Here is a 19646-nt window from a genome sequence, read left to right as displayed (position 1 = left end):
AAGAACATGGATCAGGAGGGACAATCTGTAGAGACTGGAGATAGCACTGCATTGATCAGTGGCAATACTAACGACCTAATTTTCCCATTGTCCTTGCCTAACCTGCAAACCCTAGGGAATGGTTAATGTCGAATGATGCCAACCTAGCGGGGAAAATGACGTGCTCCCCCTGAAGTGTTAACTGAAAATAAGCTTAGTTAACCAAGATAAGCCGAGCAAGGGCTAAACGTCTACAGTAACCCTAATGTTCAAGAATTATACGCGCCTTAGTCGGTCTTGACTAGGGGTATGGCCTAAAAAGTGCGGATTTTTGGGACAACGTTGGGTTGGACTACTATTTCCCCTTTGTGTTGTTGTGTATCGTTGTGTACTGTTGTTCCCCTGTGCCAATTCCCAAACCTGTAGGGACACTTTGGCGATCGCCCCCAAAGCCGCTATAACTTATATATTTAGTTCTATTAAGTTTCTGGAACCCATAGAGCCTTGAGGAGGAATATGCATGGGTGTACACATAAAGCAAGCGGTTGAGATTGCAACCTACATCATTTCCCAGCGGTTGCAGGGCAAAAAACGGTTTCCGCTTACCCTCATGCTTGAACCCCTCTTTCGCTGCAATCTTGCCTGTAGCGGTTGTGGCAAAATTCAGCATCCCCTAGATATTTTACGGAAAAATTTAACTCCTGAAGAGTGCTTTCGCGCCGTTGAGGAATGTGGTGCGCCGGTGGTGGCCATTCCTGGGGGAGAACCCCTCCTCCATCCCCAAATTGATGAAATTGTGCGGGGTTTGGTGGCCCGGCGTAAGTTTGTTTACCTCTGTACCAATGGGATTCTCCTGGAAGACAATCTCCACAAGTTCCAGCCCTCTCCTTACCTCACCTTCAGCGTTCACTTGGATGGTCTCCGGGAATGGCATGACAAATGTGTCGATCGCAAGGGGGTATTTGACACGGCGGTCAAAGCCATTAAAGCCGCCAAGTCCAAGGGGTTCCGCGTCACCACCAACACCACCATTTTTGAAGGGGCCAATGTCAAGGAAACTCAGGCCTTCTTTGATTTTGTCAGTACCCTGGGCACCGATGGCATGATGATTTCTCCAGGCTATGCCTACGAATGGGCCCCGGATCAACAGCATTTCCTCAAACGGGAGCAAACTCGGGCCCTGTTCCGGGAAATTTTAGCTCCCTTCCGCGCCGGTGAGAAAAAATGGAATTTCAACCATAATCCCCTCTTTTTAGATTTCCTGACCGGGGAAAAGGACTATGAATGCACCCCCTGGGGAATGCCCAGCTATAGTGTCCTAGGTTGGCAGAAGCCCTGCTATCTGATGAATGAAGGCCATTATCAAACCTGGCAGGAGTTGCTGGATAACACGGACTGGGATAATTATGGCCACCAGAGCGGCAATCCCAAATGTCAGGATTGCATGGTGCATTGTGGCTATGAACCCACTGCGGCCATGGATGCCTTTAATCCCTCCAACATGATGAAGGCGGCGGGGAGCCTATTCTAGGGGTTAGGAGACTTCAAAAGAACGAGTTTATCTCGATTGTGTTTGACGTTGGATAGCTCCTCACCCATCATTGCGGCCATGATGGCGGGATTGAGTTTGACCATGGAGTCACTCAACTCAAAGGTCTTGAATCCTGCGGGAAATACCAGGATAAAACTTGCGGTCTGATTGCCCAGGGTTTCCGACCAATGGGTCCACCCCGCAGGAATAACGACAATAGTTCCTGGTTCAAGGCGTTCTTGATAGCTCTGGCCTGTGGGATCAATCATGGTGGTGGTTGCTGTGCCCGATAGGAGAATCTGTTCTTCCCAGGTGTTATGCCAATGGGGGGTACGGGCTGCATTGGGCTGAATGTCTACCCTGGCTGAATCGGTTTCGGCGGCGGTCAACTGCTCGTTGCGGCAGTAGGAAATGACTCCGCCACTATATTGATGCACATCCACCTGCCTTGGATCGCAGGAAAATCGTGGATGGGTAGCGGCGGCAGCTTGGCCGAGAGCGGGCGATCGCTGGGCTAAATTGACCTGTTCATTGGTGCTAAAATCAGGGAAATTCGTATCAATATTACTAACCCTGACTTTATTGATTTCATTGATATCAAGCAACGGGTTGGCATCTTGAGCCACAGATGTTCTCACATTAAAACTTAGTAGGTATAACCCCCCAACCAGGGCGATCGCCAACATTACGAGCGGTTTTATTTTCATAGACTTGTGCAAGATAACTCAAATATTACTTACGCTTATACTTACTGGATTTTAACGCATTGCTGCTATTTTTATTGAATACGAAGATAAGAATCAGGTCAGCATAACCAATCGGTATTGTGATTGGAACGATAGCAAATATTCGCGAGATTGCCCAAACCTATGGGGACCAAGTAGATTCTGCTCAAATAGGCCCAGAGTCCAACCCCCCTAGACTAAAATACCTAGACTAAGGGGGCACAGCGTTACGCTAGGGGCAGAGATTAACGCGCACAGACCGCTCGGGCAATATCTCCCCCTACGGTTCCGGCGGCATAGCTGCGAGTCCCTGACCAGTCCCAGCCATAGAATTCACTTTTGACATCGTAGGGATTGCAGGAGGCAGTTGCATCATGCCAATAGCCATCTCCCTCGGTGGATAAGCTGAAATCCACCTGAGTTACACCATTACTATTCTGATAAAACTCGCGGGAATCCATATCAGCGGTATAGACACGCCCATTACTGTCACGGGCAACGGGAACTTCTTGTTCAGCCAACACAGGCATTGCCGCAGTCATGATAACAGCGACCCCCAAACCACCGACAATACCCAAGGATTTCAACATTTCCTTACCTCAAGCAGGATAGTGTAATGCAATCCTAGCAAGGAAATTCCAAATTGATCACTAAACTAGAGGAAGCGATGTTCTAGTTTGAAAACTGTCCTGGGAGCTAGTTTGGACTGCTCAGGACTGCATACTTAGGCAAATGTAAAAGAAATTAACAACCGAGTGTTCATCTGCTTTCTTACTTTTTTTTGCTTTGTTTGTCCGATTCGTTTTGCCTAGGAGTGGGGTTCATCATTATGCAAACCATGCCAACTCTCGATATACCAGAGCACGATCTGGGCTTTGACACCTCATTATTGGCGGTTGCCCAAACCATTTATAATCTCTATCAACAGGTTCATGGTAGTCGAACCGCTCCTGCGGGGGTTGCGGTGGATCGTCAGACCCTACGGGGCCACGTTATTTTTGCCGCCCAGCCTGTGCTTCTGCCCCATGAATGTTTTGTGCCCTATCATGATTTACCCGAAGTAGGTTGCGCCTAGTTGCTCCTGATTAATACGGTCATTCACCTGTTTAGTGGCTTGCTTGTGTTTAGCTTGGGGGCCGCTGTCGGTAGCTTTCTGAATGTAGTAATCTATCGAATTCCGGCAGGGATATCCCTGCTCTATCCGCCATCCCGCTGCCCAGTGTGTCTGACCCGTCTCCGACCCTACGACAATATTCCCATTTTGGGTTGGATTCTTTTGCGGGGGCAATGCCGCTATTGTCACACATCCATTTCCTATCGCTATCCCCTGATTGAAACCCTGACGGCGATTCTCTTTCTCTGGGTCTTTCTCCTATTGGGTTGGCAATGGCAAACCCTGAGCTACTGGATATTTCTGAGTTGGCTTTTGGCCCTAGGAATGATTGATCTCGATACCCTGACGTTGCCCCATCCATTGACGAAGTGGGGGTTGATCACTGGGGTGGTGATACAAACGGTGATGCCGGGACTTACTGGGGGATGGCAGGCAACGCTCATCGGATTCAGTGAGTCTGTTGTTGCGGCAGTGATCGGGATTTGGTTGTTTGATCTGGTTCGCTGGGGTGGGGCGATCGCCATGAAACAGGACGTGATGGGGGGGGGCGATGGTAAATTAGCGGCTCTGATTGGAGCTTGGCTCGGTTGGAAATTATTATTGTTGACCTTCTTTTTGGGTTCAACTCTTGGGGCGATCGTTGGCGTGGGCGGGATTGCCCTAGGTCTAATTCACCGCCGTCAACCCATTCCCTTTGGTCCCTTCTTAGCGGTGGCGGCAATGGTAGCGGCCCTCTTTGGTGATGCCTTAATGAACAGCTATTTAGACTGGTTATTTCCAGGGATGATTCAGGGGATCATTTTGGCGGCGACCCATGGTGGGGCCATCGTTTAGCTCGATTATTTTTAGCTCTATTATTTAACGCTGGGGTAGACGGGTTTCCATATCTCCCTGCGATCGCCAGCGGCGGACAATCTCAGTTAGTTTACTGGTAAATTCACTGGCCGGTGGATCGGGATGAAATTGGCGAATGGAGGAGGTAATACCCTCCCCAAGATCGGTGACGTGGGTTAAATCTGAGGACGGCGGCGTGATCTGCTCTGATTCTTTTTCTTTAGGGCGGTGGCGGGGTGGATGGTGGCTCTCTGGTTCAACTTGACACAGATTCCTCGGCATATTATTGCAAATCAACGCCTCAAATTCGCTATTAAAGTGATAAGTAGGTTGCTCCCGACGTAACCATTGATCGAGAATATGCTCCACGGAAAAAGCCTTGTACCGTCCTTGGTAGAGGGCTTCAATCAGGGCCAAACGAATCCAGCGGGACGGGAACTGCCGCAACCAGCTATCTAAAATAGATTCTACGGTTTGTCCCGCCAAATCAAAGCCATACTGACGGAGTAGGCGATCTGAGGATTGAATTGCCGCGTCGTTTCCCAAATGGGCCATACTCTATAAACCTACCTTACCTATCTATCGCGCATCAAGGTTAAGAAAAGGATAACTTGAATGTCTGTAGTTTAGCGGTATTCCCGAATTTAACATAACATTCCTAAAGCACATCCCTGAAGAAAATGTCTAGGGAGAGCAGGGTTGGGCAGGACGGATAGCATCTAGGGAGCGGTACTGATTTAAGTAGCCTTCTAGTATCTGAAATTGGGGAATATTCAGACTGTAGTAGACCCAGCGGCCCTGTTGTCGCGATTGGACGAGTCCCGCTTGCCGGAGTGTTTTTAGGTGAAAGGATAGTTTAGAGGGACTCAGTTCTAGGCGATCGCACAGATCACACACACACAGCTCTTGAATTTTTAAGTGCTCTAGAACCTGTAGACGGATGGGTTCCGATAGGGCATGAAACCCTAGGGCAATCTCTGTTTCCGGTTCGGATAGACTGGCTCGGCGTTGAATCATTCGTTTACCTTAGCTGCGGGATGAGTTGTTCCAAAAACTGACTAAACCGTTCGGCGCGATCGGCTCCCACCGCCAAAACCTCTGCGTGGTTCACGGATTGATTGGGGGCAATACCCGCTCCTAAATTGGTAATACAGGACAACCCTAACACCTGAAGCCCTAGCTGACGGGCGACAATCACTTCGGGCACGGTGGACATTCCCACCGCATCTGCCCCCAGGATTCGCAACATTTTAATTTCTGCGGGGGTTTCATAACTGGGGCCGGGTACGGCGGCATATACCCCTTCATGACAGGTGATCCCTAACTTTTGGGCCAACTCCTGAGCCAGCGATCGCCACTGGGATGGATAGGCATTTACCATATCAATAAAGCGGGAACCAAATTCCGCTTCCCCTAGCCCCCGCAGGGGACTTTCTAGCAATAGATTGAGGTGATCTCGGATAATCATCAAATCTCCAGGGCAATATTTCGGGTCTAATCCCCCAGCCGCATTTGTGACAATGAGAAACCTGGCTCCCAACTCAGCCAAAACCCGTAGAGGTAGGGTTGTTTCCTGGGGGCTATAGCCTTCATAGAGATGAAATCGGCCCTGAAGCATCGCCACAGGTCGGCCCCCGATTGATGCAATCACTAAGCGACCTGAGTGGCCAGGAACCGTGGTCTTAGGGAAATGGGGAATTTTTTCGTAGGCGATCCCATAGTCTGGAGTGACTTGATCGGCCAGCCCCCCCCAACCCGATCCCAAAATAACAACAATGTCGGGAGAGACGGAACAGTGGCATCGCAAAAAGTCTGCCGCCGCTTGAATCCGTTGGGTAAGATCATCCATTTAATTTAACCATTCGCTTTCGCGTCCGCCTAAGTCCAAAGGAATATTAACCGCCTTACCCAAACGAGGTTTGGCCTTGGTGTGAACCAAATGGGATCTTACCTGTTCAGTACACCCCCAATCGTTCAAATAGGTGACGATTGTCCGCAAATGCTCTAGATACTCTTCCGGTGTCAGGGGAAAGGACGCTTGCTCTAAATACCGCCACATTACCTGTAAAAAAATCTTACCTTGGGTACGCCGCAGTTGTAGGTCATAGGAGCGACCCCATTTGGCAATGAGTAATTCTTGCAGTTCTACCTCCGTCATCCTTTCCAGGTTTCCCACCAAGCTCGAGTGGCTTTTAATACAAGGCGTTGTTGTTGCTTTTGTTGGAGTTGCTGGTGAAGTTGACTCAATTGATTCTCCAGCTTACGCAGTTGACCACGGTAACTGGTTAGGGCCGGATGGTGAAACTCAATTTCTTCTAGCTGTAAATAAATTGCTGCAATGGACAATGCTGGGGAATCATCCCGGTTATCTCGATTGTTTTCCCCAGTATCCTCCTCCTCATTGGGCGATCGCTCCTCAATCATTAATGTTAATAGATGGGGAACCCGACCCAAGGGACGACCCTCTGCTTTTGCGGCAATTTCAAGAATGAGTTCAATGGGGGCGGGGGGTAAAATATTTGCCTGCTGTAGAACCTGATTACAATACAGGGATCCCTGCTGTAAGACCAAGGCAATTCGCTGGTCTAGGGATAGGTGGTGGGGTTGATTTTTATCGGATTCTAGCTCTGGGATTTCGTCCTTGTTTCCCTGGGCCTCCGTCGAAGGGGGGGATGATTCTCCTGTCTGCGGTGTTTCACGACTCTCGTTTACTGTTTCCTCAGTCTCGATGAGGGACAGGGGGGCAACATCCATCGTTAAACTGTCTGTAAAATCATCAATGGTTAAATTTTCAATAAACTCAATATCTTCGTCTTCCTGGGTGAGTTTTCCTTCCGTAACGTCTTCAAAGAAATCATCCCACTGCGGTTTATCCGCCGCCCATTGCTCCTTATCCGTGGGAGTATAATCCCCTAGATCAAGTTCTAGATCGTCCTCTTCTAGATCATCCTCCACCCTTTTATCCCCAGGATCATCATCTTGCCTGTCTAAGGTTTCCCAACGGGGAATTAAGGACTGGGGGCGTAGGTCTAAAAGCTGACGTTCAGTTCCCTTGGCGATCGCATCAATCCGATCCTGTAACCCTTGGCGATCGTCGTCATTCAGCGACAAAAAGCGATCGGGAAACATTTGGGTACAAATTTGAAACGTCACCGTAATTAATTGCTGCCGGGCAACGGCCGCTAATTGATCCAGGTACTGGCCATAAACCCCCTGCATTTCCTGAAGCACTCCCATTACCCGGCCCTGAAGCGTGGCAATGTCCTGTTCAATCAACTCTAAATTTGACGACATTAATCTATGACTAAAAAAAGACGGTCTGAGTAAGACCGTCTATTGGACAGATGAAATGCTAATTATCAGTCTACCCTATTGCGATTAAATCCTTGACTCCAAACGATCAGTTTTGGAATTGGAATCAAAAGGTATCACCAAAAATTAGTACTCTTCCTCCGGTTGCTTCTCCTGAACCTTGAAGGGTTGGCCCTGATACTCTTCGTTATCCCAGTAGTCTTCCTCTGGATCCGCCGGGGTGGGCTGAACATTGGCCCGAAGAGGAGGATTCAGGGGTTCTTGAACCACACGGGGCCGCCGAGGCGGGGGAGCCGGCCGCTCAATCACCTCAGGTTCATAGTCGTCTTCATAATAAATCTCTTCCTCGGCATAATCGTATTGATCCCGCTGACGATAGCTGACGGGTTCATCCCATTCCTGGGTGCGAGGAGCGCGACGTTCCGGTGGATAGACCCGATTGCGGCTGCCTGAAGGTAACTGGTTACTGCTCGGAGTCATGGGCTGGAGGTATTCATCTTCTTCGTCCTCCCAGGGGGGTGCGCCTAAGCCAACCCGCTCCAAAAGACCCACAGTAATTTGTACTAAGCGACTTTCGGCACCCTCAAAGACAATTAATCGCTCTGGGCCACTGCTAATAATTTCTTCAATGGGTAACTCATAGGTACTAATGAGTTGGGCGGGAATCCAGGGTAGGCCAATGGAGGCTAATATCAAATCCGTGACATCCCCCGTATCCGGGTCAAACTTAAAACCCCGAACCTTCCCTAAAATTTCACCGGTTTCCGTAATGACTTCGTTATCAATCAGGCTGCTGTAGTTATAGGTATTAATTGGGGCGATCGCATCCTCATCTTCAATTAGAATGACATCGCCAATTTGACTAATGTTTGCGAGCAAAATAAATCGCTGTTCACCCGTAAACAGGGTACTTCGCAATCCCATGGCCACAACCTGACGTTGATCCACATCCACCCAGACCTGGTTAATTACCCCTAATTTACGGCCCGTATCCCGGGTAATTACCTGAGTACCAATCAGATCCGCCCGTTGAAGCAGTTGTTCCGGTATGGTCATGCTGATGTGTGTCCCAAAACAATTCTTAACATAGTGGCATTTCCAGTCACTGGCCGCAAGGGGGACAGCACTGGCTTCTCAAAAACCTGCTGGGCGTAGACTGTGCCAACGCTCCTGAGAGTTGCTCGTTTCATCCGTCCTCCCTTGAATGTTACCATTCCTGATCACGCTCAATCCATGGGATACAACACCATATTTATGTTAACGCGAACCAAGAATTGCCGCTCTTTGGGCAGGGATCAAGACCCAGGGCTTAAGACTAGTAGGACAAACCCATGATTCCCATCTCAATCCAACCTGATTTTTGGCTATTTTAGGTTTCTCCGGAATGAAGGATTACGTTTAACCGAGAAAGTTTAAGAACGTCTGAATAGCAAAGGCATTGGCAATATCAATAAAGAATGCCCCTACTAGGGGTAAAATCACAAAGGCTTGGGGAGCCGCGCCAAAGTGAGCCGTAACTGCGGTCATATTTGCGATCGCCGTGGGAGTTGTACCCAGCGTTAAGCCCGAATAACCCGCTGCAATAACTGCCGCATTATAGTCCTTGCCCATGACGGGAAAGACCAAGAAAATTGTATAAACGGTGCTGAGTAAAAATTGAACTAAAACTAAGATCAAAATCGGCCCCGCCACATCTACCAATGTCCATAATTGCAAACTCATCAGGGACATACACAGAAATAATCCCAGACTTAGATCGGAAATTAGGGCCAGGGTGGGGGTGCCCGTCGGCCAGGGAAATCGTTTGAACAGCAAGGGCATGGTATTCGTCAAAATAATCCCGGCAAATAGACAGGCCACAAACATCGGTAAGTTTAAGCCAATGGCCTCAATCACCACACTAATTTGCAGACCAAAGCCAATGGTCAGGCCCAAAACCAATAGGGAATTGAGCATGGTGTCATAGTCGATTTTGACATTTTTTTGTCTGTGCTTAATACTAACGCTTAATTGTTCCTCCTCATTGACGGGCTGTAACTGATATTTCAGAATTAAATACCGAGCTATTGGGCCACCCACGATCCCGCCAATAATTAAGCCAAAGGTCGCATTGGCAATTCCGATTTCCGAGGCATTGGGAATCCCATAGTCGGCAAAAATAGGAGCCCAGGCGATCGCCGTCCCATGGCCACCACTTAAGGAAACGGAACCCGTTAAAATGCCAATAGCTGGATCCAGCCCCAACAGACTGGCCACCGCTATCCCCGCAGAGTTTTGCAACACCAGATAAACTAAGGCGGTGACTAATAAAATCAAAAGGGGCTTGCCACCTTCCAGCAGGGTTTTCAGCTTTGACGAAAGGCCAATGGTAGTAAAAAAAACAATCAGCAGCACATCGCGAATTTGGAGACTAAATTCAATTTGGAGATTCAGAGCAACGTAGCAAAACCCAAAAAACAACGAGGCGACAACACCACCAGAGACCGCGTCGGGAATATTAAAATTCCGCAGAAATCGACTATGACGGGTGAGGTACTTGCCCAGGTATAGGGTTAAAATAGCCGCAATAATCGTTTGTCGAGTATCAAACAGAACGATATTCATTATCTAAAATTTATTCTCCGAGGTATTGCAGCGAGTCACTCAGTTCCCTAAATTTCATACCATGAAATTGTTAAAGTTCAAAAAAACAAGCTGCCCTTAAGAATATTAATCCCTTCCCCGGCGCTCAGGCGGGGCAGGGAAAGTATGAGAATTATGAGAGAGTTCCTCCATTTCCCTTGATATTTCGTAAGAATTCCGCTATCACGTTAATATGGACTTTCCAAACTAGGCTGTTTTGGGAAGGTAAGCCTGCCGTTGTCTCGCTGAGTGTTCCACCTGGCGTTCTGCTACCGACCTCAGTTCCTTGCATCAGGTCAGGCTTTTTATATATATGTCCAAGTTAGTAGTGTTTCACCGTAGATTAGTTCTTGGCTCCACTTTCGGGTCAGAATAGGGGGTGGGACGGCTACATTCTTTTACTTTGGCAATCCTAATATCTGTAAGAGGATTTAATTCAATGACCATAGCGATCGGACGCGCACCAGCAGAGCGGGGGTGGTTTGACATCCTCGATGACTGGCTCAAGCGCGACAGATTTGTCTTCGTGGGTTGGTCGGGTATCCTACTATTTCCCTGTGCCTATTTGGCTCTGGGGGGATGGTTGACCGGCACCACCTTCGTCAGTTCTTGGTATACCCACGGACTGGCTTCCAGTTATCTCGAAGGCTGTAACTTCCTCACCGTTGCAGTCTCAACCCCGGCAAACAGTATGGGGCATTCTTTGATCCTATTGTGGGGCCCCGAAGCCCAGGGGGACTTCACCCGTTGGTGTCAATTGGGTGGACTGTGGACCTTTTTGGCGCTCCATGGAGCCTTTGGGCTGATTGGTTTTATGCTACGGCAGTTTGAAATTGCCCGTTTGGTGGGCATTCGTCCCTACAACGCCATTGCCTTCAGCGCACCCATTGCCGTTTTTGTCAGCGTGTTTTTGATGTACCCCTTGGGGCAGTCCGGTTGGTTTTTTGCCCCTAGTTTTGGTGTCGCTGCCATTTTCCGGTTCCTGCTCTTTTTGCAAGGCTTCCACAACTGGACCTTGAATCCCTTCCACATGATGGGGGTTGCCGGGGTCTTGGGCGGTGCTTTGCTGTGTGCCATTCATGGTGCCACGGTGGAAAATACCCTCTTCCAGGATGGAGAAGGTTCTAGTACCTTCCGGGCATTTAACCCAACTCAAGCGGAAGAAACCTATTCGATGGTGACGGCGAACCGGTTCTGGAGTCAGATTTTTGGTATTGCCTTCTCCAACAAACGCTGGCTGCACTTCTTCATGTTATTTGTGCCTGTGACCGGTCTGTGGATGAGTTCCATTGGCATTGTGGGTTTAGCCTTGAACCTGCGCGCCTATGATTTTATCTCCCAGGAGATACGGGCAGCGGAAGACCCAGAATTTGAGACGTTCTACACCAAGAACATTTTGCTCAATGATGGTATCCGTGCCTGGATGGCTCCCCAAGATCAACCCCATGAAAACCTAGTCTTCCCCGAAGAGGTACTGCCCCGTGGTAACGCTCTCTAGTAATTCAATTTTTGCAACGAATCGTGATCAGGAATCCTCCGGGTTTGCCTGGTGGGCCGGTAATGCTCGGTTAATCAATCTTTCTGGCAAATTATTGGGTGCTCACGTTGCCCATGCTGGTTTGATTGTCTTCTGGGCCGGGGCGATGACCCTGTTTGAAACCGCCCATTTCATTCCTGAAAAACCCATGTATGAGCAGGGTTTTATTTTGCTTCCCCATATTGCCACCCTTGGTTGGGGTGTCGGTGCCGGGGGTGAAGTGGTGGATATTTTCCCCTTCTTTGTCGTCGGGGTTGTTCACCTTATTTCCTCTGCGGTGTTAGGACTGGGGGGCATCTACCACGCGGTACGTGGCCCGGAAACCTTAGAAGAGTACTCGTCTTTCTTTGGCTATGACTGGAAAGACAAAAATAAAATGACCACGATCCTGGGTTTTCACCTAGTGGTTTTAGGGATTGGTGCATTTCTTTTGGTGGCGAAGGCGATGTTCTTTGGTGGTCTCTATGACACCTGGGCCCCCGGTGGTGGAGATGTGCGGATTATTACCAACCCCACATTGGATCCTACGGTCATCTTTGGCTATCTCACAAAATCTCCCTTTGGGGGGGATGGCTGGATTGTCAGTGTGAGTAATCTGGAAGATGTTGTCGGCGGTCACATTTGGATTGGCCTGATCTGCATCTTTGGTGGTATCTGGCATATTTTGACCAAGCCCTTTGGTTGGGCCCGCCGTGCCTTTATTTGGTCTGGTGAAGCCTACCTCTCCTATAGTTTGGGTGCGTTGTCCCTGATGGGCTTTATTGCCACCTGCTTTGTTTGGTTCAACAATACCGTCTATCCGAGCGAGTTCTATGGCCCCACCGGCCCGGAAGCCTCCCAAGCTCAGGCGATGACGTTCTTGGTGCGGGACCAAAAGCTTGGTGCTAATGTGGGTTCAGCCCAAGGCCCCACCGGTCTGGGTAAATATTTGATGCGGTCTCCCTCTGGGGAAATCATCTTTGGTGGTGAAACCATGCGTTTCTGGGATTTCCGGGGACCTTGGTTAGAGCCGCTGCGGGGGCCCAATGGTCTAGATCTGAACAAGATCAAAAATGATATTCAGCCCTGGCAAGCTCGCCGTGCGGCGGAGTACATGACCCATGCACCTTTGGGTTCCTTGAACTCTGTGGGTGGTGTGGCCACGGAAATTAACTCGGTGAACTTTGTCTCACCCCGTTCTTGGCTATCCACTTCTCACTTTGTTTTAGGTTTCTTTTTCCTAGTGGGCCACCTGTGGCATGCGGGTCGGGCCCGGGCTGCGGCGGCTGGGTTTGAAAAAGGAATTGAGCGGGAAACAGAACCCGTGCTGTCTATGCCTAATTTGGATTAATAATTATCCAAGCGTAGAAACGTAAACAATTTGATACAGGCTCCCATAATCATGTGGGAGTCTTTTTTTATATGATTGTGCCAACTTTTAGTTTTTCTGTAGGGCCGATGACACATTCTTCTTTTCGTTTCAACTGGGCTGATCTGCTAGTTTTGATGGGTCTGGGTGGGGCGATCGCCGGGATTGGTTTTCAGGATACTGGTGTGACTGCAGTTTGATTAAAAGTGGGTCGCCTGGGACTCGAACCCAGGACCAGTCGGTTAAAAGCCGAATGCTCTACCACTGAGCTAGCAACCCGTTGGAAAAATTTAAGTCCTTTACTAGACTAGCACAGGTAAATCGTTTTGCTGCTATGGGTGCTGTAATTGCTTACCGATATTTTGATACCCGTTGGGAAACCCTACCGGAGGATAGTGAGGTCTGGGGGCAGGAGGTGGATCGGGTTTATATCGATGTTGAGCCGCAGCGGCCCCACCTATGTTCTCTTTTGCAGAACCTGATGCCTGGGCAGGTGAGTTATTTTTTGCTCTGCCGGTTGGATGAGTTGGCAGATTCAATTTCCGAGATTGGCGATCGCCTCGGGCAGTTAGAAGCTTTGGGGATTCAGGTAATGGCGATCGCCCAGCCCTATCGCACTGGTATCACCTCCGGCCCGAAAGCTTTTGCCCACCTCTTGGAGACCCTAGAGCAACAGCAGCGCAGTCGCCAAATTCGCCAGGGCCATGGCCGCAGTCGCCTCAAGTTTTTACCCCCCCCCGGTCGGGTTCCCTACGGTTATCGTCGCGGCAAGGAGCGATATGTCATCGATCGCCAGGCGGCCATTATTGTCAAGGATTTCTTTGATCACTTTTTGCTCTACGGTTCGTTGCGATCGGCCGTCCGTTTTTTAGACCAAGCTCACCAAAAGAAAATTTCTGTGACCACGGGCCAGCGGTGGCTAACCCACCCAGTCTATCGCGGTGATTTATGCTACAAAAACAATGAAATTATTCGCGATACCCATGCCCCTATTCTTTCACGGGAAGAAGCCGCCCAAGTGGATCGACTGTTACGGCGAAATCGTTCCTTGCCGAGGCGTTCCGCCAGTGCTCCCCATGCCTTGGCCGGCCTGATCTATTGTGGGGCCTGTGGTAGTTCCTTCCAGCGATCGCGGGTGACAGCCTATCGCAAACAGCAGGAATATATCTATCTGCGGCCCCGCCAATGTCCCCATTCCCCTAAATGCCCCAGTCTTGCCTACGATCGCATTTTAGAGCAAACCATTCACCAAATTTGCCAGGAACTCCCCCCCGCAATGGCCGGACTAAAAACCACCGGACTAGAGGCCAGGCGCGGCCAACTGGAAGACACCATTGGGCAACTCAATGACCGCATCGCCCAACTGGAAACCTTGGTGCAGGACGGAATCTTAGATGGGGAGACAGCCCGACTCCGCCGCTATAAACTTCGGAGTGAATTGGCCACCCTACAGGATCAACAGTCCCAACTTCCCCCCGATAATCTTCGCCAAATCGTGGATAATATTGGCGTGCCCCAGTTTTGGTACGCCCTCTCTGCCCCGGAACAGCGATTTTATTTCCGTGAATTTATTAAAGCCATAGAGGTTCACTACGGCGAGGTTAAATCCTGGCGGATCACCCTCTGTTTTATGTTCTAGGGTTGGGTAAATAGCTCACTGAGCCGGAAACTCCTCCATTTGCGGGTGAGAATGGTAGCCGCGATCGCCACTTAACCACTCCACGAGGGTAATTTTAACCTGACCGCCCTGGTTAGACGTAAGCCGGAAATTCCCCACCGCATTGGCTAAGAGGGGACTGGGTTTCACTGTCGTTGCCCCCGCATCCACAAGGCGATTGGTGCCGGGCTGATAAATTTCGTAATAGACCTGAATATTGCGAACCGTTCCCCCGGTTTCATTTACCACCTGACCGCTAAGGCTGTGATACCATATCCCATTAATATTGTCACTGACAACCTGGGCTTCGGTGACTTTAACGACCTTTGGCGGCCCTTGGTTATGGCGGCGGGCCAACTTCTGGGGGATATCCCGGGCCGGAGCCGGTAGGGTATTCCAAACTCCCGCAACCAGTAAAATGCTCAGGAGCAAAAACATTGATCTAAACATGGCAAACCTAAGCTCCATCGGTGATCCCGGTTGTGATACAGTAAACTACTGTTGTCACGATCGCCCATCATTATAAATTATGCCCACCGCTCATGTAATTGGCCTTGGTTGTTCGGGCATAGCCGCAGCTAGGCTATTACAGCAAAAGGGTTGGCAGGTCACCCTGAGCGATCGCACCGAGAAACAGCACTTTGAAACCCTCAAGAACCAGTTAGAGCACCAGGGAATTGGTGTATATCTGGGCTGGAACTTTTCCCTACAGACCCTGGAACAGCAGAATTTAACGCAACCCGATGTGATTGTTATCAGCCCAGGGGTTCCTTGGCACAGTCCTAACCTAGAAGCGGCCCGCCAGTCCGGTATTTCCGTGATTGGCGAAGTGGAGATCGCTTGGCAACACCTCCAGAGCATTCCCTGGGTGAGCATTACCGGCACCAATGGCAAAACCACGACAACGGCCCTCACCGCCGCCATTTTTCAAGCCGCAGGGTTTCAGGCTCCGGCCTGTGGAAACATCGGCTATAGCCTTTGTGAAGTTGCCCTGACCCAGCAACCGGATTGGGTAATTGCGGAAATTAGTAGCTATCAGCTAGAGTCCCGGCCGAGTCTCCATTCTCGGTGCGCCCTATGGACAACCCTCACCCCCGATCACCTAGAGCGACACGGCACCCTAGAGCAGTACAGTGCCACCAAGGCCCAACTCCTCGAACAAGCCGATATACCTATTTTGAATGGGGATGATCCCTATTTACGCACCCACATGAACAATCGCTGGCCCGGGGCCTGGTGGGTGAGTTGCCAAGGATCCGCCGCCCTACCCCAGGGGCAAAAACAGGCGGTTTACCTTGAGGATGGTTGGATTTTTGCCGAGCAAACTAAACTCATCCCCATTTCTCTGCTGAAAATGCCCGGGATCCATAATCAACAGAACCTACTTCTGGCGGTGGCCGCAGCCTACTTGGCCGATATTCCGGTGGGGGCGATCGCCGAGGGCATTGCTCAATTTCCAGGGGTTCCCCATCGCTTGGAATGGATTTGTCACTGGCAAGATGCAGATTGGATTAATGATAGTAAAGCCACCAACTACGATGCGGCGGAGATTGGCTTACGGGCTGTTCCCGGCCCCGTGATCCTCATTGCTGGGGGCCAGGCTAAAATTGGCGAGGATCGGGCTTGGCTAAAAACCATTCAGGAAAAAGCCGCTAACGTGCTATTAATTGGGGCCGCCGCCGATGACTTTGCCCAACGTCTAGGGGCGATCGGTTACGAGAATTATCAACAGGTGGAGACCCTAGAGAACGCGGTGCGTACTGCGGCAGGATTAGTGGCACAATCATCAGTGAAGACCGTGTTATTTTCCCCCGCCTGTGCAAGTTTTGATCAATACCAAAACTTTGAGTCCAGGGGTAATCACTTTCGTAAACTGTGTCTAGAGTTATAACCCTATGGCAGAGCATCAATCCTTCCCGTGGTGGAGTCGCTTGTCCATTCCCAGCCGCCTGCTCGTTATTGGCCTTGTGGGGCCCATCTTAACCATTAATTTCTGGGCCTTTGCCTCCATTTCTACGTACTTTGGCACATTAATCGCGGTTTTAATTCTGGCATCCCTTTTAGCTTTTATCTTAAATTACCCCGTGAACTGGCTAGAACAACAGGGTAATCCTCGGGGCCCTGCGGCCGTCTGTGTCTTTTTATTGGCATTAATTTTAATTACATCAACACTGATCATCCTCGGCCCTAATGTAATTAATCAAGCCCAGCAGTTGGTTATCCGCCTACCGGAATGGTTTAGCTCCGGTCAAAAGCGATTATTGGAGTTTGGTCAGTGGATTGATACCCTAAATTTACCCTTTGTCATTGATGTGGATGCCCTCGCCAATCAGTTATTAGAACGGCTCAAAGATCAACTCCAAACCGTTGCCAGGGAATCCCTAAATTTACTTTTGGGGACGGTCAGTAGTGTGGTGGATGTCATTATCAATATTATTTTGACCATCGTGCTTACGTTTTACCTGCTTCAGCATGGGGATGAACTCTGGGATAGCTTAATGAGTTGGTTGCCGGATACAGTTCGTCCATCGGTTTCGGAAACCATTCGCCGTAGTTTTCAAAGCTATTTTATTGGCCAACTCATTCTTTCCATTTTTATGGGCATTAGTTTGACATTAATGTTCCTATTCCTAAAAGTACCCTATGGTTTACTCTTTGGTGTCACCATTGGTGTAATGGCCCTCGTACCTTTTGGTGGCACCATTGGCATTATTTCGGTGACGCTGCTGGTGACATTGCAAGATTTCTGGCTAGGGTTGCGGGTGCTGGGTTTTTCCCTACTAGTGCAGCAGATCCTCGAAAATGTTATTGCTCCGCGAGTTATTGGCAGTTTTACGGGCCTGAATCCGGTGTGGGTCTTTCTTGCCATCTTAACGGGAGCTAGGGTTGCCGGTCTGCTGGGGGTCTTAGTTGCAGTTCCCATCGCCGTTGTCGCCAAAGCCTTTTTAATGAGCGTGCGATCGCGATTAGACCCGGCGAAAGAGGAAACGTCCTTGAGTATTTAGTGCGGCATTTAATGATAATTAGTTTTTCATCAAGCATAAGAACACCTATCTGAAATAACCAACGGTCTAGGGTTTGCTGCTCAAAAGTTTTTGTGAAGCTGTCCTCAAGGACGGGGTTTCACACTCAGGAGTTCTCAGTGAAAATTATTACGATTATTGGTGCCCGACCCCAATTTATTAAGGCCGCGATTGTGGCCCAAGCAATGGGCGATCGCCCCCAAATCGAGAGCATTCTCGTGCATACCGGCCAACACTATGACTCCAATATGTCCGATGTGTTTTTCCAGGAACTAGCCATTCCCGACCCCCACTACCATCTCCATGTTGGCTCCGGTTCCCATGGTGTCCAAACCGGGGAAATGTTAGCCAAAATTGAACAAGTTCTACTCACTGAAAAACCACATTGGGTTTTAGTCTATGGGGATACTAATTCAACCCTAGCGGGGGCGATCGCTGCGGTGAAACTGCACATTCCCATTGCCCATGTGGAGGCAGGATTACGCTCCTTTAATCGGCGAATGCCGGAGGAAATTAACCGCATTTTGACGGATCACAGTGCCGATGTCCTCTTTGCCCCCACAGCAACGGCGGTGGAACACTTAATCCAAGAAGGCATTCCCCCATCCCGAATTTACCAAGTGGGTGATGTCATGTATGATGCAGCCCTGTACTACGGCGAAAAAGCCTACCAAACTAGCCCCATTCTTAGAGATTTACAGTTACCCCCAAAGGGCTACATCCTAACCACCGTACACCGGGCCGAAAATACGGATCATCCCACGACGTTAGCAGCCATCATTCAGGGGTTAGCAAAGGTCGCCCGGGATCAGGCTATTCCCGTGGTGTGGCCGGTTCATCCCCGAACCCGCAAGGCCTTAGAACATTCTCCTTGGGGGGCGATCGCCAAGGATTCCCTCACCCTCATTGATCCAGTGGGGTATTTAGATATGTTGATGCTGGAGAAAAATGCCCGATTACTGGCCACAGACTCCGGTGGCATGCAAAAGGAAGCATTCTTCTATCATGTTCCCTGTGTCACACTGCGGGAAGAGACGGAATGGGTTGAGTTAGTGGAACTAGGCTGTAATTTCTTAGTTAAAACCCTGACTCAATCTACCATTGTGGAAACGATCCAAAGGGCCCTAGAAATGGATACTTCAACTCTGTTCTCAGCGCAGCCCTATGGCCAGGGAAAAGCCAGCCAACGCATCCTAGATGTCTTAGAACAGTGAAGTTGAGGGCGTACAACGGCCAACCTAGAATGAGAGTCCTTGAAATAAATCAGCGACGGGCAACGTAAATCCGGGAACTACCTCTTCCCCATCTAAGGAATCGATGGATTTCAGCAGGCGATCGGGTTCTTGGGCACAACGATAAGCTAGAATATAGTGTTCATTAGGGTGAATAATCCAAGCTAAACGGGTACCATTCTCGAAGTATTCCACCAGTTTGTCGTGGATTTCTTCTACCGTATTGCCAGGGGATAGCACTTCAACCGCCAGATCAGGCGCACCATCTAGAAACCCTGTGGGGAGTTCAGTTATTCCTTGCAAGCGTTCTTTGGCAAAGAAAGAGATGTCAGGAGAACGTTTATTGCCATTTTTCATGGTGAAGGCAGTACTGGAATCAAATATAGCTCCAAGCTTGTTAGATAAACTATAGCTGGCTAAAGCAGTTAGCAGAAGGCTACAGACATAGCCATGCAATGCGCCTGAGTTTCCCATATCAATCAATTCTCCATTGACAATTTCATAGCGATGGCCGTCTTGGGGCAATGCCATAAATTCTTCATCAGTCCACACGTTTTGATCAGCTTTTAGTTCAGTTGCAGTAGACACAAGCAGCCTCCTTATCCAATTTGGTCATAAAATTTTCGAGGGGAATATCGACAACTTTCGTTGCATGATGTTTGAAGGCATGAACATCACCACTATTCGGGCACTATTCAGGTTGCCAGGGGAACCAGTCTTCATCTAGGGCTT

Annotated in this window: 20 protein-coding genes and 1 tRNA gene; 9 read left to right on the top strand and 12 right to left on the bottom strand. The window is 49.5% G+C overall.

Features of this window, described 5'->3' with window-relative positions; genetic code table 11:
• Positions 1 to 499 precede the first annotated feature (499 nt).
• Positions 500 to 1510, top strand: coding sequence for an adenosyl-hopene transferase HpnH (gene hpnH / locus L3556_RS08480; protein WP_277866846.1), 1011 nt, complete (start codon positions 500 to 502; stop codon positions 1508 to 1510).
• Here the strand turns inward: hpnH and L3556_RS08475 are convergent.
• On the bottom strand, positions 1507 to 2217 hold the full coding sequence (locus L3556_RS08475) for a cupin domain-containing protein (RefSeq protein WP_277866845.1): 711 nt from the start codon (positions 2215 to 2217) through the stop codon (positions 1507 to 1509). The two genes, hpnH and L3556_RS08475, sit on opposite strands and share 4 nt — an antisense overlap.
• Before the next feature lie 263 nt (positions 2218 to 2480).
• Positions 2481 to 2825 carry a hypothetical protein gene (locus L3556_RS08470; RefSeq protein ID WP_277866844.1) on the bottom strand — a complete coding sequence of 115 codons (345 nt, stop codon included), beginning with the start codon at positions 2823 to 2825 and terminating at the stop codon, positions 2481 to 2483.
• Positions 2826 to 3064: 239 nt separating this feature from the next.
• On the opposite strand from L3556_RS08470, the gene L3556_RS08465 reads away from it, so the two are divergent.
• Positions 3065 to 3310, top strand: coding sequence for a hypothetical protein (locus L3556_RS08465; RefSeq protein WP_277866843.1), 246 nt, complete (start codon positions 3065 to 3067; stop codon positions 3308 to 3310).
• A gap of 9 nt (positions 3311 to 3319) precedes the next feature.
• The gene (locus tag L3556_RS08460; RefSeq protein WP_277867626.1) at positions 3320 to 4183 is read left to right on the top strand and encodes a prepilin peptidase; all 864 of its coding nucleotides are present in this window, start codon (positions 3320 to 3322) and stop codon (positions 4181 to 4183) included.
• A 24-nt stretch (positions 4184 to 4207) separates the two neighbouring features.
• On the opposite strand, the gene L3556_RS08455 is transcribed toward L3556_RS08460, so the two are convergent.
• The 7 genes from L3556_RS08455 to gltS form a co-directional block, all read right to left on the bottom strand.
• Positions 4208 to 4738 carry a hypothetical protein gene (locus tag L3556_RS08455; RefSeq protein ID WP_277866842.1) on the bottom strand — a complete coding sequence of 177 codons (531 nt, stop codon included), beginning with the start codon at positions 4736 to 4738 and terminating at the stop codon, positions 4208 to 4210.
• A gap of 129 nt (positions 4739 to 4867) precedes the next feature.
• Complete coding sequence (locus L3556_RS08450; RefSeq protein WP_277866841.1) at positions 4868 to 5200, bottom strand: ArsR/SmtB family transcription factor; 333 nt, start codon at positions 5198 to 5200, stop codon at positions 4868 to 4870.
• Between the two features lie 4 nt (positions 5201 to 5204).
• Positions 5205 to 6032, bottom strand: coding sequence for a purine-nucleoside phosphorylase (locus L3556_RS08445; protein WP_277866840.1), 828 nt, complete (start codon positions 6030 to 6032; stop codon positions 5205 to 5207).
• Entirely contained in the window at positions 6033 to 6341 is a 309-nt protein-coding gene (locus L3556_RS08440) for a DUF3067 family protein (RefSeq protein ID WP_277866839.1), read from the bottom strand.
• Complete coding sequence (locus L3556_RS08435; RefSeq protein WP_277866838.1) at positions 6338 to 7477, bottom strand: hypothetical protein; 1140 nt, start codon at positions 7475 to 7477, stop codon at positions 6338 to 6340. The genes L3556_RS08440 and L3556_RS08435 overlap by 4 nt, the downstream gene beginning before the upstream one ends.
• A gap of 144 nt (positions 7478 to 7621) precedes the next feature.
• Positions 7622 to 8551 (bottom strand): PRC-barrel domain-containing protein, encoded by a 930-nt coding sequence (locus L3556_RS08430; RefSeq protein WP_277866837.1) that lies wholly within the window; start codon positions 8549 to 8551, stop codon positions 7622 to 7624.
• 342 nt (positions 8552 to 8893) lie between these two features.
• The gene (gene gltS, locus L3556_RS08425) at positions 8894 to 10099 is read right to left on the bottom strand and encodes a sodium/glutamate symporter (RefSeq protein ID WP_277866836.1); all 1206 of its coding nucleotides are present in this window, start codon (positions 10097 to 10099) and stop codon (positions 8894 to 8896) included.
• 457 nt (positions 10100 to 10556) lie between these two features.
• Here gltS and psbD point away from each other — a divergent pair, with 457 nt between their 5' ends.
• Positions 10557 to 11615 (top strand): photosystem II D2 protein (photosystem q(a) protein), encoded by a 1059-nt coding sequence (gene psbD, locus L3556_RS08420; RefSeq protein WP_277866574.1) that lies wholly within the window; start codon positions 10557 to 10559, stop codon positions 11613 to 11615.
• Positions 11599 to 12984: a photosystem II reaction center protein CP43 gene (gene psbC / locus L3556_RS08415; RefSeq protein ID WP_277866835.1), complete on the top strand. Its 1386-nt coding sequence runs from the start codon at positions 11599 to 11601 to the stop codon at positions 12982 to 12984. Before psbD ends, psbC begins: the two co-directional genes overlap by 17 nt.
• A gap of 225 nt (positions 12985 to 13209) precedes the next feature.
• On the opposite strand, the gene L3556_RS08410 is transcribed toward psbC, so the two are convergent.
• Positions 13210 to 13281 (bottom strand) — tRNA-Lys (locus L3556_RS08410).
• Between the two features lie 55 nt (positions 13282 to 13336).
• On the opposite strand from L3556_RS08410, the gene L3556_RS08405 reads away from it, so the two are divergent.
• Positions 13337 to 14641, top strand: coding sequence for a recombinase family protein (locus L3556_RS08405; protein ID WP_277866834.1), 1305 nt, complete (start codon positions 13337 to 13339; stop codon positions 14639 to 14641).
• Positions 14642 to 14656: 15 nt separating this feature from the next.
• On the opposite strand, the gene L3556_RS08400 is transcribed toward L3556_RS08405, so the two are convergent.
• A complete protein-coding gene (locus L3556_RS08400; protein ID WP_277866833.1) occupies positions 14657 to 15109 on the bottom strand; it encodes a hypothetical protein in 453 nt (150 codons plus the stop codon).
• 79 nt (positions 15110 to 15188) lie between these two features.
• Here L3556_RS08400 and murD point away from each other — a divergent pair, with 79 nt between their 5' ends.
• The 3 genes from murD to wecB all read left to right on the top strand — a co-directional run bounded on the left by murD (position 15189) and on the right by wecB (position 18896).
• The gene (gene murD, locus L3556_RS08395; RefSeq protein ID WP_277866832.1) at positions 15189 to 16550 is read left to right on the top strand and encodes a UDP-N-acetylmuramoyl-L-alanine--D-glutamate ligase; all 1362 of its coding nucleotides are present in this window, start codon (positions 15189 to 15191) and stop codon (positions 16548 to 16550) included.
• A gap of 4 nt (positions 16551 to 16554) precedes the next feature.
• Positions 16555 to 17664, top strand: coding sequence for an AI-2E family transporter (locus tag L3556_RS08390; protein ID WP_277866831.1), 1110 nt, complete (start codon positions 16555 to 16557; stop codon positions 17662 to 17664).
• Between the two features lie 137 nt (positions 17665 to 17801).
• The gene (gene wecB, locus L3556_RS08385) at positions 17802 to 18896 is read left to right on the top strand and encodes a non-hydrolyzing UDP-N-acetylglucosamine 2-epimerase (protein WP_277866830.1); all 1095 of its coding nucleotides are present in this window, start codon (positions 17802 to 17804) and stop codon (positions 18894 to 18896) included.
• Between the two features lie 24 nt (positions 18897 to 18920).
• Here wecB and L3556_RS08380 read toward each other — a convergent pair whose 3' ends face one another.
• Entirely contained in the window at positions 18921 to 19502 is a 582-nt protein-coding gene (locus L3556_RS08380) for a Uma2 family endonuclease (RefSeq protein WP_422110757.1), read from the bottom strand.
• Positions 19503 to 19646: the final 144 nt, after the last annotated feature.

Origin of the sequence: Candidatus Synechococcus calcipolaris G9, assembly GCF_029582805.1 — a bacterium.
GTDB lineage: Bacteria > Cyanobacteriota > Cyanobacteriia > Thermosynechococcales > Thermosynechococcaceae > Synechococcus_F > Synechococcus_F calcipolaris.
This window is presented reverse-complemented; position numbering and strand designations above follow the sequence as displayed.

Excerpts from the sequence above, each read along its gene's own strand:
- hpnH (WP_277866846.1), top strand. The coding sequence starts at position 500 with ATGGGTGTACACATAAAGCAAGCGGTTGAGATTGCAACCTACATCATT.
- L3556_RS08475 (WP_277866845.1), bottom strand. The coding sequence starts at position 2,217 with ATGAAAATAAAACCGCTCGTAATGTTGGCGATCGCCCTGGTTGGGGGG.
- L3556_RS08470 (WP_277866844.1), bottom strand. The coding sequence starts at position 2,825 with ATGTTGAAATCCTTGGGTATTGTCGGTGGTTTGGGGGTCGCTGTTATC.
- L3556_RS08465 (WP_277866843.1), top strand. The coding sequence starts at position 3,065 with ATGCAAACCATGCCAACTCTCGATATACCAGAGCACGATCTGGGCTTT.
- L3556_RS08455 (WP_277866842.1), bottom strand. The coding sequence starts at position 4,738 with ATGGCCCATTTGGGAAACGACGCGGCAATTCAATCCTCAGATCGCCTA.
- L3556_RS08450 (WP_277866841.1), bottom strand. The coding sequence starts at position 5,200 with ATGATTCAACGCCGAGCCAGTCTATCCGAACCGGAAACAGAGATTGCC.
- L3556_RS08445 (WP_277866840.1), bottom strand. The coding sequence starts at position 6,032 with ATGGATGATCTTACCCAACGGATTCAAGCGGCGGCAGACTTTTTGCGA.
- L3556_RS08440 (WP_277866839.1), bottom strand. The coding sequence starts at position 6,341 with ATGACGGAGGTAGAACTGCAAGAATTACTCATTGCCAAATGGGGTCGC.
- L3556_RS08435 (WP_277866838.1), bottom strand. The coding sequence starts at position 7,477 with ATGTCGTCAAATTTAGAGTTGATTGAACAGGACATTGCCACGCTTCAG.
- L3556_RS08430 (WP_277866837.1), bottom strand. The coding sequence starts at position 8,551 with ATGACCATACCGGAACAACTGCTTCAACGGGCGGATCTGATTGGTACT.
- gltS (WP_277866836.1), bottom strand. The coding sequence starts at position 10,099 with ATGAATATCGTTCTGTTTGATACTCGACAAACGATTATTGCGGCTATT.
- psbD (WP_277866574.1), top strand. The coding sequence starts at position 10,557 with ATGACCATAGCGATCGGACGCGCACCAGCAGAGCGGGGGTGGTTTGAC.
- L3556_RS08405 (WP_277866834.1), top strand. The coding sequence starts at position 13,337 with ATGGGTGCTGTAATTGCTTACCGATATTTTGATACCCGTTGGGAAACC.
- L3556_RS08400 (WP_277866833.1), bottom strand. The coding sequence starts at position 15,109 with ATGTTTAGATCAATGTTTTTGCTCCTGAGCATTTTACTGGTTGCGGGA.
- murD (WP_277866832.1), top strand. The coding sequence starts at position 15,189 with ATGCCCACCGCTCATGTAATTGGCCTTGGTTGTTCGGGCATAGCCGCA.
- L3556_RS08390 (WP_277866831.1), top strand. The coding sequence starts at position 16,555 with ATGGCAGAGCATCAATCCTTCCCGTGGTGGAGTCGCTTGTCCATTCCC.